The sequence below is a fragment of the Blautia sp. MCC269 genome (genome assembly GCF_018785655.1).
Lineage (GTDB): Bacteria > Bacillota > Clostridia > Lachnospirales > Lachnospiraceae > Blautia_A.
The window spans coordinates 33685-48901 of sequence record NZ_WQQE01000023.1 but is presented as its reverse complement, the minus strand read 5'-3'; the positions used below and the strand labels follow the sequence as shown (position 1 = coordinate 48901).

Below are 15217 nucleotides of genomic sequence, written 5' to 3'. Positions count from 1 at the left end.
ACACAGGAGATTACTTATATCTAAAGATCTTCCCTCCCCCTGCATAGCAGGGGGTTTATTTTTACTGTCACACAAAAAAATACCCTGTGCAGAGCCTCCTCTGTACAGGGTATTTAAAATTTATTACTGAGCTAATTTAATCGGGTTAAGCTTAACACCAGGTCCCATTGTCGGAGCGATTGTAACGCTCTTCAGATACTGACCTTTCAGTGTGCTAGGTCTAGCCTTTGTGATAGCTCCCATAAGCGTCTGGAAGTTGTCGCTTAACTGCTCCTCGGTAAAGGAAGCCTTTCCGATCGGAACATGGATGATGTTGGATTTGTCAAGACGATACTCGATCTTACCTGCTTTAATGTCGTTAACAGCTTTTGTTACGTCCATTGTTACAGTACCAGCTTTCGGGTTTGGCATTAAACCTTTCGGTCCAAGTACACGACCAAGACGACCTACAACGCCCATCATATCCGGTGTTGCAACTACAACGTCAAAGTCAAGCCATCCCTCGTTCTGGATCTTCGGAATGAGGTCCTCAGCTCCTACGAAGTCTGCTCCTGCTGCCTTTGCCTCTTCTGCCTTAGCATCTTTAGCAAATACAAGTACACGAACTTTTTTACCTGTTCCGTGTGGCAGAACAACTGCTCCACGGATCTGCTGATCTGCGTGACGTCCATCGCAGCCTGTACGGATGTGAACTTCGATGGTCTCGTCGAACTTAGCTACAGCTGCTTTTTTAACAAGGCTGATAGCCTCTGGTGCATCATATAATGTTGCGCGGTCTACTGCTTTCGCAGCTTCCACATATTTCTTTCCTCGTTTCATTTCTATAACCTCCTGTGGTATTTGCGGGGAAAAGCCCTCCCACTTGAAAATTTCACTTTTTCTACGGGAACCCCGAACTTAAGCTTCGGTATTTATTAGTCTACGACTTCGATTCCCATACTTCTTGCTGTACCGGCGATCATGCTCATAGCAGCCTCGATGGATGCTGCATTGAGGTCTTTCATCTTCAGCTCAGCGATCTCCTGAACCTGTGCCTTAGTAACTTTAGCTACTTTAGTCTTGTTCGGTGTACCGGAACCAGATTTGATGTTTGCAGCTTTCTTAAGAAGAACTGCTGCCGGCGGAGTCTTGGTTATGAAGCTGAAACTTCTGTCAGCGTAAACAGTGATGACAACCGGGATGATAAGATCTCCCTGATCAGCTGTTCTTGCGTTGAACTCCTTAGTAAACTGTACGATGTTTACACCGTGCTGTCCAAGAGCCGGACCTACAGGTGGTGCTGGAGTTGCTTTACCAGCCGGAATCTGTAATTTGATATATCCTGTTACTTTCTTTGCCATTTTCGGCACCTCCTATGTGGTATTGGCGGGGGTGTGTCCCTCCCACTTGCTGTTACCTTGTTTTTTAATTACTCAGCTTTTTTGATTTCTGTGAAACTTATCTCTACCGGTGTTTCACGACCGAAAAGCTCAACATTGATCGTTACTGTCTGTTTCTGCATGTTGATACCTGTGATCACACCTGCAGTATCTTTCCATGCACCACCAGTAACGACTACCATGTCGCCCTCTGCGAAGTCCACTTCGATATCCGGTTTCTGGATACCAAGCGGCATCATTTCCTCTTCTGTAAGAGGCACAGGCTTCGATCCCGGTCCTACGAATCCTGTAACACCTCTGGTGTTACGGACAACATACCAGGTATCGTCATTCATCACCATATTGAGAAGCACATAGCCTGGAAACATCTTTTTCTGAACCTGTCTTGAGGTTCCGTTCTTCATCTCCACTACATCCTGCAGCGGAACACGTACCTCCAGGATCTGGTCTTCCAGGTGTCTGTTCTCGATCGTCTTTTCAATGTTGGCTTTTACCTTGTTCTCATACCCGGAATAGGTATGGACAACGTACCATTTTGCTGCTTCTGACATATAATCACCTTGTCCTTACTTCATTAAGAAATTAATGCATTCCAGAATTCCGGAATCCATTACACTGATAACCACTGCCAGGATGATCGTGATGATCACGACCACAACAGTCTGCTTTGCCAGTGTGGGACGGTCTGTCCAGACAATCTTCTCAAATTCTGACTGAAGTCCCTGAAACCAACTTTTCTTCTGCGGCTTATCCGCAGATTTCTGTTTTTCCATAGCATAACCTCACAAATCTCTGTGATTACTTTGTTTCCTTGTGCAGAGTGTGTGTATGACAGAACTTACAATATTTCTTGGTCTCCATTCTCTCAGGATGGTTCTTTTTCTCCTTCGTCATATTGTAGTTACGCTGCTTGCACTCGGTGCATGCTAATGTAATCTTAACGCGCACAACTTCCACCTCCAGTGTTTTCATTTGCACGGCCTTTTTACGCCGCCCGGAACGTATATCCGTCGTCATTTTCGGGCATAAAAAAAAGACCTAACTTCCATGTCGCTCGTCAATTTTATCACAGAGCACTGGTGCAAGTCAAGCCTTTTTAATATTTTCTTAACAGTTTTCTCAGAAGTAATCGTAACCTCCATGAATATCTACAACGCTACCATTCATATATCCATTGGAAAGCACCGCATAAGCCATATCCGCCACTTCCTCCACAGTTCCAAACCTGTGAAGAGCGATCTTTCTGTTGATGCGGTCGTAACTCTCCTGAGTGCGGGCGCTGTGCCATGGGGTTTCGATAAATCCCGGTGCAATAGCATTGACGGTAATGCCTTTTGGCTCAAATTCTTTTACCAGGGATTTGGTCAGAAAATGAATGGCTGCCTTGGTGACTCCGTATACAAGGGAGGAAGAATATGCCTGCTGCCCTGCATAGGAACCGGTAAAGAGCACGCTGCCGCCCTCCACCATCAGGGGTCTCAGCTCTTTGACCATAAATACCGGCACGGAAAGATTGGTGTTTACGATCCGTGTCCACTCCTCGAAGCTGTAATCCTCATATTTTGCATAGGTGCTGATCCCGGCGTTGCTTACCAGCCAGTCAATATGGTCAGCCTGTTTCTTCAGCGCTTCCACAAAAACCATCATCTCATCATAGGAAGACATATCTGCCTTCATCAGGATCACCTGAGATCTTTTTTCCTCAGGAAGGCTCTCCAGAAAAGCGGCCGCCTTCTTCTCATCATGTCCGTATGTTACGAAGATCCTGTCTTCTTTCGCTGACTCTGCCAGGATCTTTTCGGCGATCCCCCTTCCGATTCCGGAAGTTCCGCCTGTGATTACAGTTATTTTTCCCATTTTATAACTCCATCAGTTCATCAAATATCGGTTTCGGTATATAAGGCTGCTGATTATGGATCGGCTCACCCAGACAGGTCTTCGGGTATGCGTAGGTGCCGTTTTCCAACATGATCTCCAGAAGCTCCGGTCCATCCTGTTCCAGAAACTCACCTGCATATTTTTCCACATCTTCTCCCTGGATGCGCTTTGAGGAAATTCCATAAGCCTGTGCCACATCGGAAAAATCACAGGATGAAAATCCGCTGCCATCAGAAGTGTCCGCATACACACAGTCAAAATAATCTCTCTGGAGATGGCGGATCATTCCCAGCGCCTCATTGTTCATTACGATCATTTTTACCGGGATATTCTCACGTTTCACCCACTGCAGTTCCTGAATATTCATCTGGAAGGCCCCGTCTCCGCAGATACATGCCACCGGTTTCCCTGTAGCATAATAAGCGCCGATCGCTGCCGGAAGTGCATATCCCATGGCGCCATGTCCGCCGGAAAAAAGTGTCTTCTGGCCCTGCTGGTTGTGGAAAGACTGGTAGCTCCAGACCATATGCTGTCCCACATCCACAGCAACAGCTCCTGTATCGGATAGCTGATCACTTAAGTATGCGATCATACGGTTCGGATAGCGCTGCGGTGTCTCATCGTCCACCTGCTCCAGCTCTTTTCGGATTTTCTGACAGATGGCAAGCCATTCTTCATAAGAACCGATTTGTACCTGCTGCTTTGTCAGTTTACGCACCACATCCTCTGCACTGACGCAAAAACATTTCTCCCCTTTTCTTCCCTCATGGATTTCTCTCTGAAGGTTATAAGGGTCAATATCCACCCGGATAATCTCCGCTCCTTTGGCAAATTCATGAACTTTCGTTCCGATCTGACGGGTACAGAGAGAAATTCCAAAACAAAGCAGAAGGTCGCTTTTTGCGTTGGCAATCATATTTGCATAACGATGTCCATAGGCACCGCCGATGCATCCGAAATTCAGCGGATCCCGAAAGCCCAGAGCGGACCGGGCAAGTACGCTTGTGATCACAGGAATGTGATGGGCCCGTGCGAGATCTGTGAGCATTTTTTCCGTTTCTCCATCTGCTCCGTGGCCAATCATGAATACCGGACGTTTCGCCTCTTTCATCTTCGTCAGGATATATTCTGCGGCTTCCCCTGCGTCAGAAGAATCCGCCTTTGCAACGGCATCCCTGTAAAAAGCAGCTCCATTTTCCGGATCATTTTTGCCATAGACGGCTGCTTCGATCTCTTCCTCGGAAAACTTCATATCATAAACCGGATCTTCTACCTCACCTCTCTGTACATTCATGGGCAGGTCAATAAGAACCGGGCCTTTTCGTCCTGTGTTGGCAATCTGCCATGCCAGGTTCAGTTCCCGGACGATGTTTTTTGGATCACGGACCTGTACGGCATACTTGGTTACCGGCTTCGCCATGGAAACCATATCAATTTCCTGAAATCCCTGCTGACGAAGGCCTGCAATACCGGAATACTCGTAGGTATTGAGCTGTCCGGTAATAAAGATCACCGGAAGTGAATCAAAATAAGCATCTGCCACACCGGAGAGCAGATTGGCAGCTCCCGGGCCGCTTGTAGCATAGGCGCAGCCGCAGGCATCCTTCGCCTGAGCATAGCCGCAGGCCGCAAAAGCAGCTCCCTGCTCGTTATAACTGGAATGACTTCTGGCATCCGGATTCTTCTCGATGGAATCTACCAGATGTGCAATCATGGTTCCCTGATATCCAAAAAAATCATGAATTCCTTTTTTTTCAAGAAAATCTACAACATAATCTGTAAGCTTCATCTTATTAGACATATTCTTTTACCTTCTCAAGAAGCGGTGTCCTTCCTGTTTTCTCCAGATAATTCATATATATATCCAGTATTTCCGGATCCGCTTCAAATATTTCATCATACTTCAGACATTTATTCATCATTCCTGTATATTCCGAAAAAATGTTTTCCAGCTGAACGTAATCCTGGTTCTTATACAGGTTGCGGATATATCCTGTTTTCTTCCTGTATGCTCTTGCACAGGTATATTTTGTTCCGCAGAACTTCGCGTATGTCCAGCACTGGTTAAAGTACTGTTTATAGTTCATTCCGTATTTTCTGCGGGCCTCTCGCCTTTTTCTTTCAGCGGCAAGTTTTTTTGCCTCTCCGCCGTACTGCTGCATAAATTCTTCACAGGGAATCAGTGCACTGCATATAGTTGTAGGTGCTGGACGATAATTTTCCGGCGCCTTATCTGCGTAATTTTTTCCAAAGGCAATGGTGAGATATTTATCGGTATCTCCCGGAACAAAAAAGCGTTCTCCCTCAAGTTCCACTTCCTGTGGGTTCTCAAAAATATATGCAGGATAATAAATATTCTGGTTCTGGAAACGAATCACATAAGTCTGAACGTTTTTCTGTGGCTGATGAATCAGATCCCGGAAAATACTTTTTGCCAGCCAGCCTCTTCCACAGAGTGAAAGGAAACGCACCATCCAGATACATGCAAAATCCCTTTTAGTTTTCCACTGACCGTTTTTTCCGCGGATTTTTTTCCAGCCATCTTCCCGCATCCGGTTCCACATATATTTTTTCTTCGGGCCATACTCACATTGCAGCGGTACAATCTTTACCGCCATTCCGGGATATTGATATCTTCCGTAGTTATCCATGGTGTAATACAGCGTATCCTTATCTGTATACCGGAGAAAGAATCCCGGGAAGCGTTTGTTATTATCCATAGATTCCAGTGTTCTTCTTAATTCCGGTTCTTCCTCAAATGCGTTTTTGAACCGCTCCATATCGCCGGTTTTCATGTATACATTCCCGGCTGTGGGATTCTGCGGAAAAGGTCTTCCGGTTACCGCGCAGAGGGTAAAGTACGGAGATAGAAAATATGTGATTTTATTTTTTCTGCATATGGTATCTATTTCTTTAAGAAGTTCCAGTATTTTCTGCTGTTCTCTGTTCAATACACTCTGCCTCATTTCTGTTGATTTTTCATAATTATACGATCTTTTTCAGAAGCTTTTGGATCTCTTCCTGGCTTCCATATTTGTCCAGCCAGACACTTAAAAATTCCGAGACATCTGCTTTCTTTGCAAAAAATGCCGCTCTTCTGCTTCCCTTATAAAGATCTTCCAGAAAAATTCTGGAAAGCTCTGTTTTGAGATATGGATGCTGCATATTCTCCAGGGCTTTGAAGTAGTTTTCAAATGCTTCTTTTGTCTGTCCCTGTTTTCTGCGGATATCTCCGAGAAGTTTATAGGTTTCTCCCTGCCACTGTTTATGGAACAGAAAGCTCCGTACTTCTTCTGCCAGATATTCCATCTCGCTTTCATCATCTGTACAAATCAGTCTGGTATGGTAAGCTGCCAGAACTTCCGGATATCCAAATCTCTGCCATGCCTGGGTAAGTGCTTCCCTGTAAAGCATCTCTTCTGAAAGAGCCTCTTTTTCTATCTTATCAGAAATGCCTGTTTTCAGGTAAAGTTCATTTACCAGTTCTTCCAGTTCTGCTTTTGTCCGGACAGCAGATACTTTTGCCAGATAAAGTGCTCCGTCAATTTCCTCATCTTCCGGCATCAGTTTTTTCCAGAGTTCCATCATGGAAAGGGCCTCGTCTTTCTGATGGCCGTCCAGAAGTTTTCTGCATTCTTTTATTGCGGATGTTTTTTTATCTTTAAAGAACTTGTCCAGTTCCAGATGTACAATTCCGTTGTTTGTGCATTCCCTTGCACGGGCATAACCGGATAACGCTTCTTTCCAGAGCCCTTTTTTCCAGAAAAGATCTCCCTGATATTTCATAAAATATCCGTCCTGTGGAAAGAGCTTTCTGCAGGATGCCAGGAATTTTTCCGCTTCAGAAGTATTCCCGGACTCTTCCATGCGTGCCATGATAAATCTGCACTTAAATTTCACAAATCCCGGAGCATCCGGATATTTTTTCAAAAGATCATCAACTATTGTTTCCGCTTCTTTCATCTCACGGAATTCATAATGAGTGGCTGCTTTTCGGAACAGGCGGATGTCTTCCACGGTCTGTTCCATTTCCGGAGTAAGGTGATCCAGTTTTCTGCGAACCTCATACATTCTCCATGCCTTGCCGACCCGTTCCGTATAAATCAGTGTCAGCATGGCTGCCTGGAAAACAGCGTCTTCCACAGGAACCAGAGTCGGATGATAAAACGGCTGGATTCCCTTGTAATCTTCACGTCCGATAAATTCCACACTGAGCTGTGTGCGGTAATAACTGTCAAAAATCTCATTCAGTACATCGTAGCGTTTTTCCAGAAGCAGTGTTTCCAGGGATTTCTCCGATCTCAGGAACCTTGCTCCCAGATCTTTTGCGATTACACCTGCACGGATACGGTTTCGTTTCTTATCCAGTTTATGGTCACCTTTTGCCATCAGAAGGCAGTAAAATTTCCGAAATGTCATCTGCCTGCGGATTCGGTTTTTGTCGATTCTCGGCATATATTCATCCCGGATCTCCTGATAAGAAGCGCCCGGAACATAAATAGACTCATGGGATTCTCTTTCCCCATGAGGCGGTATATAAGACCATTCATCTCCGTAATGCCAGATCAAGTAATCGCTTGTCCTGTGGGGAACCATTACTTTTTCCCCTTCAAAATCCATATATTTCACAGGGAACATCATATCTTTGTCAAAAAGAAACGGGCAGCCACCCCAGCGCATGGCGTAGCGGCTGCACTCCTCTTCTTTATAAGAAAACATGATTTTTTCCAGTTTTTTGAGGGTTCTGTCTTTTCCGAAAAATTTATAGCGGAACAGCCAGTAAAGATACTGAAAAGCAGGAATTTCCCATCTTGCACCCACAACCATGCTGATATTAAGAAGATCTGTGTAGATCATCATATGGGTTCTGTACTTCTCATACTCTCTGTCATCATCCGGAATGGGATCAAGAGTAAGGACATCTATGATCTCTCCGGCCTTATCGTCTCCGATAATCTGATGCTTATGGATCGCACAGCTGTCCGTACCTCCATATCTCGGAAACCCGTTGGTGTAAGTTCTGTCTACATCTGAGCAATAGAGCGCTCTGTTCTGTGGTATTTCTGTTTTGCAGATTTCCACAAATTTATCCCAGTCGCTCTTTGGCATGTAGATATCCACATCATCATCCCACGGAATAAATCCTTCATTTCGAAGGACACCGATCAGGGTTCCCCCGGCCATTACATATCTAAGATTGTGCTTTTTGCAGATTGCGTCAACCTCTCGGAAGAGCTGCAAAAGAAGCTCCTGTTTTTCTGTCATCTGTTAACCTCTTTGATCAATCGTTTTCAAAAGTTCAGCCAGTGTTTCGGATTCTTCATAGAAAAACCGCGTACATTCCGTACGTCTGTCACGGATCATAATCATCAGTTCCTGAAGCAGATACCGAAGACCGTTTCCCTCAAAGTTAAAGCTGTAGCGTTTCAGGAATTCCTGTCCTTCTACCTTCGCCTCAAAATACCCGGTATTCCACCAGTCATTGGGAACTGTAATCCGGCCTTTGCTTCCTATGATCACAAGTTCATTTTCCACATCTACCGTTGTTCCGATCTCTATGGTTGCCAGTGCCCTGGGATACTTTACCGTAATCATGTCGTAGATAAATTCTCCGTCACTGCCTTTTACCGCATTGGTGTTGACTTCCAGGTAGTCTTTTCCAAGAAGTTTGATACATGCACAGAGCGCCTGGCTCACTGTCTCATTGAAGTTTTTTCCACCTTCAAAATCATCCTGGGAAACCGCACACTTCACAGCTACCACATCTCCCACCAGTGCACCGTGGGTAAGCCATACAAGCTGTGTAAAAGCGCGCAGATAAACAAGGGTAAGCTTCTCCACAAGCACTACCCTGTGTTCCTTGGCCAGCGCAAACAGTTCTTCCATTTCTTCCGGGTTCAGCGTCATTGGTGTGTCACTGATTACATATTTCCCCCGTTCCAGCGCCCGCCTTATATAGTCCGCTCTGTTCTTCTGGGCGGACTTGATATAAATAATATCCAGCCCGCCCAGAAAACGTTCATAATCTGTACCGTAAGAATCCAGCTCATATCTGTCACAGAATTCTCTTGCAACAAAGATATCTTCGGAATAAACACTCTCCACATGGAGCCCGCTTACAAACTTGGATTCCATAACCATTCCGTTGTCTTCCGTATCATCTGTCACAATTCCAACACTGAAAATCGTCCCCTCACTTCTGAGTTTGGTGCTGGAAATATTCTTGGTACGCTCCAGATAGACAACCTGACAGTAATTTTTTAGGTAATCAAATTTCCCTCTCCAGTCAGATCCTACTACCAGGAGATCAATGTTATATTTGGTAATATCGCTGAGTTTCTGTCCCTGGTACTCCTCTACGATAATCTCGTCAGCAAAGCCTGTCTTCCTTACATTTTCGATTCGTTTCAGAAGGCTGTCCTGAACATTCAGCTTGCCCCGTTCTATATCGTAACTCTCACTGGTAACTCCTACAATGAGATAATCCCCCAGTTCCCTTGCTCTTTTCAAAATGTTGTAATGTCCCTGGTGGAACAGATCAAAGGTACCGTAAGTAATGACTCTTTTCATTATTCGTCCTGCTCTTTCTGTTCTTCCTTTTCCATCAGCGCTTCCATCTCTTCCTGAGGTTCAATTGCGTTCAGGAGTTCATCCAATGCCTGTAATTCCTCAAACTCCTGTGTTTCTTCTATTTCTTCTTCCTCTTCCAGCTCTTCTTCTGTAAAAAATTCTTCTTTTTTATCTGGAGTCGTATTACCCGAAGTTTTTTCTTTGACTTTTTCGGCATGCTCTTCCTCAAGAGTGGCCGCCAGTTCCTCGATTGCTTTTTTTCTCTTCAGCATAGTCTCATAACGGTCATCTTCATCATATTCCTCTTCCAGACCTTCATCCTGAACCTGCTTTTCTCTCTTAAACACAAGCAGTGTGAGAAGATTCAGCACACCGTTATAACTAAAGGAAACCGGCGTACTTCCCAGAATCAGTACAAAAATCCAGGAAACTCCGAACAGCACCCACACATTCAGCATCTGCGGAATGCTGAGCAGTAAAAGTCCGTTGAGCACAATCATGATCGGATAATGGAAAAAATAAATTCCCATGGTGTTTCTTCCGATGAAAGTAATCGGAAGTTTCACATCCGGCATCAGCGCCAGGAATGTAAGTACCAGCACAAACGATACCAGATACATCAGAAGACGGATCAGCATTCCTGTGATATCATCCATTCCGGATAACTGATACGTATGATTTCCTCTGAAAATATCGATCGGAATTTTATTTGCAATCATAAAATTCGGAATTGCATATAAAAGCAGTCCCGAAATCGGGATCAGAACCCATTTTCCTTTAAATTTACGGACTACCTTGGTATAATCACTTTTCCACAGATAGCCTGCCACAAAAAACGGAAAAAATACAACAATCCTTGAAGAGGAAAGATAAGTTGTAAATTCCGGTCTTGTTCCTGCCCACAGTGCAAAAACGATACTTAACGGCACAATAAATCTCACCTTACCCAGTGCTTCTATGGTAAGTCTGTAGATAAACAGTGCCAGCACATACCACATGACGGTACCAGATGGACGAAGCAGTTCATAATCCATCCGTTTGCCGATCCAAATTGTTGCATACCAGGTCAGACTGTATCCAAGAATATAAGGAATCAGCAGATTTTTCACATTTTTCAGTACATCCTGCGGTTTCTTGGAAAGATAGCCGGACATAAAAACAAACGCAGGCATATGAAAAATGGTAATTGCATACCACACATAACGCACCACTACGTCTGCCTTAACCAGCTGAAACGCAATCAGATGATTAAATACAACAAGAAAAATCAACAATACCTTAATGTTATCAACCAGATAAGAATACGGGACTCCCTGGCTTTCAGTTCTCTGTCTCATTTGTTTCCACCTTATTCATACGGATATTCGTAATCCGCTTCGCTACTTGCTCATAGCCAAACAGCCTGCAGTACAGGTTATTTGGCTAAAATATGAATAAATTATAACATATATTTATGAATTTGGAAATAAAAACTTAATATTTCCCAGTATTATTATCTGTTTCCAGTATTTTCATCGGTATTTCCAGACTCCGTGAACTGCATAGGAAACAAAGAAAAACAGGCTTTTTACAGGACCGTATCCCACATACCGGTAAACCTGATATGTCATGGCCGCAGACTTCAGTTTGTTTCTGGACTTGCCACCTTCGCTGAGCCGGTATTTCAGATATGGCTTGTTGATTCCTGCTGCAAATCCCCCTCTTTTCAGGATTCTCAGCCAGGTAATATAGTCTTCATGGCTGTCATCATGCTCCATGGGAAACGCGAGGGCATCTTCCCGCCGGAGAAGCACTGAAGAACAGTTAATACTGTTGTGTTTCAGAAGATCATGATAGGTAATGCGTTCTTTTACCGGAATGTATTTCCCTGTGGTATGTCCATCCGGCTGCATCAGCTCTCTTCCTGTAGAACAGATATCACAACCGGTAAGTTCCATTGTTTCTACCTGCGCTTCCAGCTTTCCTTCTTCCCACCAGTCATCCGCATCCAGAAAAGCAATATATTTTCCTTTTGAGGCCTTTACTCCCCAGTTTCTGGAACGGGCAGCTCCCATATTTTCTTTGTTTCGGATATAACGGATATTTCCGCTGTCCATGTATTTCATTACGGTTAATTCTGTTTTGTCTGTGGAACAGTCATCAATGACAAGAAGTTCTGTTGGAACCTTCTGTGCCAGCACGGACTTAATTGCTTTTCCAATATATTTCTCACCGTTATAAACCGGCATGATCACGGAAACCAGTGGTTTTTCCATAAAAACAACCTCCCTTTTCTTTATTTACAAAATGCGCGCCAGAACCAGCCTGACACGCACTTTTTGATTTCGTATTATTTCCTATTTATCCTGTGAATCTTTCAGGGCATTCTTCTGATCGTCATCCACACCCTCGGATACTTCTTTCTGGAAAAAGATCTTCACAGTCATAAACAGAAGCTTGATGTCCAGAAGGAATGAATAGTTCTCAATATAGAACAGATCCAGTTTCAGCTTGTCGTACGGTGTGGTGTTATATTTGCCGTAGACCTGTGCATAACCGGTCAGTCCTGCTTTTACCTTAAGACGGTAATGGAATTCCGGGATCTCCTGCTCGTATTCCTGCATGATCACGTCTCGTTCCGGACGGGGGCCTACCAGAGACATATCTCCCGCAAATACATTAAACAGCTGCGGAAGCTCATCCAGATGCAGGTTACGGAGAACATGTCCCACCGGTGTGATTCGGGAGTCATGCTTGGATGCAAGACGTGCTCCATTCTTCTCGGAATCCACACACATGCTCCGGAATTTCCGGATGCGGAACTCTTTTCCATTGTAGGTGAGACGGTCCTGGAGATAAAATACCGGGCCGCCGTCATAAGCCTTCACCGCGATGGCAATAATCAGCATGATCGGGGAAGATACAATAATACCAAGGCCGGAAACAACGATATCCAGAAGTCTCTTCGCTGCGCGCTGCTCCATGGAAAGTCCCTGGTTCCTGCACATCAGAAGCGGAGTATCAAACAGATGAATTCTGTCCGTTCCCAGCAGAATGATATCGGAAATCTTCGGGCTCATGTAACAGCGGATGGAATGAGAGAAACAGTATTTCAGATACTTGTTTCGGATCTGAGACGGAAGATCCCAGATAATCACGCCTTCATAGTTTTCCATCATGGCGTGAATCTTCTCTTCTCCCTCGCGGATGTGTACCTTACCGCTGATATCGTACTTATCCTTTCGGGTATTCATCTTGTGGATGACATCTCCGGGGTCACGGTCGCCATAGATCACCAGAAGTCTTCTGGCTCCGTACAATTTGGAATAAATAAAACGGCTTCCCCATATCCAGAGGATGGTTACCACGATCTGAACCAGTGTCATCTCTATGATCGGGCCGGCTGAAAGGAACCAGCGGTTGATCAGAGTGATCTGAAAATACGTTACAACATTGGTACAGATACTTGCCAGTGTCAGCGAATAAAACACATCGATCCTCTTCAGATAACCTACCTTCAGGCCTCCGTAAAGCTTGGCAAACATCAGATAGATCAGTGCATAGATCAGGATCAGCACCCAATTACCTTTTCTCCAGAATGGTTTCAGGATCAGGCTGCTGTAAAAATCGTACCACACATAAGCAAAGATCGCAGTCTGTGCAATAATGATCAAGCTTGCCAGACAAAACACCACGAATCTTTTATAATCTTCTCTTTTACTTCTGTTCACAGATTTTTCTCCCTTCCTTAGGAGTTGTTATTAACCATATCATTATAGCCAATATATACTCTTACGTCCAGAGATTCCTCTTATTTTTATTCTGATATTTTCCTGTCACACCGTTTTTCTCTGTAAATATGGCAAAAATCCCCGGAATTTTTCCAGGGATTTTTAGCTGTTTCTGTTTATTTTTCTTTTTCAATTTTTGCGCTTTTTGCGATTATTCATTCACCAGATTATACTCTTCGATGGATTTGTTGATGGAATCTGCCATGTTTTTCACAGCTGCATCCACATCTTCTTTTCCGTTGAGCATGCTCTCGATCTCGGATTCCACAGTAGCTCTTGCCTCCGGGAATACGCTTAACAGAGCGCCTACATAGTCTGCGGAAGAATCATGAAGCTGGTCAATCGCTGTCTGGAACTGAGGATATTTCTCAACATTGTCCTTGAATACCTGCTCATCCTGAGCTTTTACAGTTACAGGGAAGTATCCGGTCTGTGCATTCCAGTAAGCCTGAGATTCCGGAGAGATGAGGAATTTTACGAATTCCCATGTTGCACGGAGTTTTTTCGGATCATTGTTGTTCAGTGCCCAGAGAGATGCACCACCGATGGAAACACCGCCCTCATCGCTGGATTTGATCTTCGGGAAGTATGCGGTACCAACCTCAAATTTTCCGTTTACATCCTGAAGGATCTGTTTCAGGGAAGCTGTGGAACCAAGTGTGATGGCTGCTTTTCCTGCGGAGAAATCAGCAAGTCCTGCATCGCCGCCTTTTCCTACGATCGGAGCGAAACCTTTGTCGTTAAGGTCTTTCCATGCTGTGAGGATGTTCTTTGCAGCGCCGTTCTCATCGAATGCTACAGCTGTTGCAGCATCTTTACGTCCGTTTCCGTTGTCTGCATACTCAAGGCCCTGTTTTCCGATAAACTGCTCAAAGAACCATCCGTAGATTCCAAGAGACATTACCTCGCCTGCGCCGCCTTTGTCCAGAAGATCCTGTCCGATCTCACCGATTCCTTCCAGGCTGTCCGGAACTTCTGTGATGCCTGCTTTGTCAAACATATCCTTATTATAATACATGATCGGTGTAGATGAATTAAATGGCATGGAGTACAGCTCGTTGTCGATGGTGTAGTAAGCTGCCAGGTTTGGCTCGATCTCGGATACGTCGTAACTGTCCGTATCGATCATCTGCTGCATGGGAACGATCCAACCGGAATCGATCATGAATCTTGTTCCGATCTCGTATACCTGTACAAGATCTGCGCCCATGTTTCCGATCTGTGCACTTTTCAGTTTGTTCAGGGAGTCATCGTACTCGCCCTGATACTGAGCGTCTACAGTAATTCCATATTCATTCTCATCGTTGAATTTTTTTACCAGTGTATCAATTGCCTCGCCATTGACGCCACCCATGGAATGCCAGAAAGTAATGGTTGTTCCGTCTACGTCGGAAGCATCTGCCATCTCCACGTTTTCATCTGTGGAAGCATCTGCGGCGAATACAGTCACTCCGGAGAGTGAACCGATGGTCATTGCTGCGGTAAGAAAAGCTGCGATGATTTTTTTCTTCATAACTTTTTTCTCCTCTTGAAAAATTTTCTTTTTTTCTTTCTTCTTTCTATATAAGATGAACTGCAGGCCTTACGGCGCTGCAATATCTTTTCCCCTGCGGAAAAAAT

General features: G+C 44.6%; 14 protein-coding genes. All 14 read right to left on the bottom strand.

Translation table 11 applies throughout. The annotated features are described in order from the left end of the window. Positions 1 to 123: 123 nt before the first annotated feature. On the bottom strand, positions 124 to 819 hold the full coding sequence (rplA, locus tag GPK88_RS08495; RefSeq protein WP_015525334.1) for a 50S ribosomal protein L1: 696 nt from the start codon (positions 817 to 819) through the stop codon (positions 124 to 126). A gap of 95 nt (positions 820 to 914) precedes the next feature. Continuing rightward, positions 915 to 1340, bottom strand: coding sequence for a 50S ribosomal protein L11 (gene rplK, locus GPK88_RS08490; protein ID WP_015525333.1), 426 nt, complete (start codon positions 1338 to 1340; stop codon positions 915 to 917). A gap of 68 nt (positions 1341 to 1408) precedes the next feature. Next, positions 1409 to 1930: a transcription termination/antitermination protein NusG gene (gene nusG, locus GPK88_RS08485; protein ID WP_015525332.1), complete on the bottom strand. Its 522-nt coding sequence runs from the start codon at positions 1928 to 1930 to the stop codon at positions 1409 to 1411. Between the two features lie 15 nt (positions 1931 to 1945). Then, positions 1946 to 2152, bottom strand: a complete 207-nt coding sequence (gene secE, locus GPK88_RS08480; RefSeq protein ID WP_118515828.1) for a preprotein translocase subunit SecE — start codon at positions 2150 to 2152, stop codon at positions 1946 to 1948. 25 nt (positions 2153 to 2177) lie between these two features. Next, positions 2178 to 2327, bottom strand: coding sequence for a 50S ribosomal protein L33 (gene rpmG / locus GPK88_RS08475; RefSeq protein ID WP_044961412.1), 150 nt, complete (start codon positions 2325 to 2327; stop codon positions 2178 to 2180). 171 nt (positions 2328 to 2498) lie between these two features. Beyond that, a complete protein-coding gene (locus tag GPK88_RS08470) occupies positions 2499 to 3236 on the bottom strand; it encodes an SDR family NAD(P)-dependent oxidoreductase (RefSeq protein WP_173762061.1) in 738 nt (245 codons plus the stop codon). Between the two features lies 1 nt (position 3237). Further along, positions 3238 to 5058: a thiamine pyrophosphate-binding protein gene (locus GPK88_RS08465; protein ID WP_244092685.1), complete on the bottom strand. Its 1821-nt coding sequence runs from the start codon at positions 5056 to 5058 to the stop codon at positions 3238 to 3240. Further along, the gene (locus tag GPK88_RS08460; protein ID WP_215707685.1) at positions 5051 to 6223 is read right to left on the bottom strand and encodes a LicD family protein; all 1173 of its coding nucleotides are present in this window, start codon (positions 6221 to 6223) and stop codon (positions 5051 to 5053) included. Before GPK88_RS08460 ends, GPK88_RS08465 begins: the two co-directional genes overlap by 8 nt. Positions 6224 to 6242: 19 nt before the next feature. Next, complete coding sequence (locus GPK88_RS08455) at positions 6243 to 8522, bottom strand: LicD family protein (protein WP_148445445.1); 2280 nt, start codon at positions 8520 to 8522, stop codon at positions 6243 to 6245. Positions 8523 to 8525: 3 nt separating this feature from the next. Next, complete coding sequence (locus tag GPK88_RS08450) at positions 8526 to 9827, bottom strand: adenylyltransferase/cytidyltransferase family protein (protein ID WP_173762059.1); 1302 nt, start codon at positions 9825 to 9827, stop codon at positions 8526 to 8528. Beyond that, the gene (locus GPK88_RS08445; RefSeq protein ID WP_173762058.1) at positions 9827 to 11164 is read right to left on the bottom strand and encodes an acyltransferase family protein; all 1338 of its coding nucleotides are present in this window, start codon (positions 11162 to 11164) and stop codon (positions 9827 to 9829) included. Before GPK88_RS08445 ends, GPK88_RS08450 begins: the two co-directional genes overlap by 1 nt. A 174-nt stretch (positions 11165 to 11338) precedes the next feature. Continuing rightward, entirely contained in the window at positions 11339 to 12082 is a 744-nt protein-coding gene (locus GPK88_RS08440; RefSeq protein WP_173762057.1) for a glycosyltransferase family 2 protein, read from the bottom strand. 81 nt (positions 12083 to 12163) lie between these two features. After that, positions 12164 to 13537, bottom strand: a complete 1374-nt coding sequence (locus GPK88_RS08435; protein ID WP_173762056.1) for a sugar transferase — start codon at positions 13535 to 13537, stop codon at positions 12164 to 12166. A gap of 211 nt (positions 13538 to 13748) precedes the next feature. Continuing rightward, entirely contained in the window at positions 13749 to 15110 is a 1362-nt protein-coding gene (locus GPK88_RS08430; protein WP_195565948.1) for an ABC transporter substrate-binding protein, read from the bottom strand. Positions 15111 to 15217: the final 107 nt, after the last annotated feature.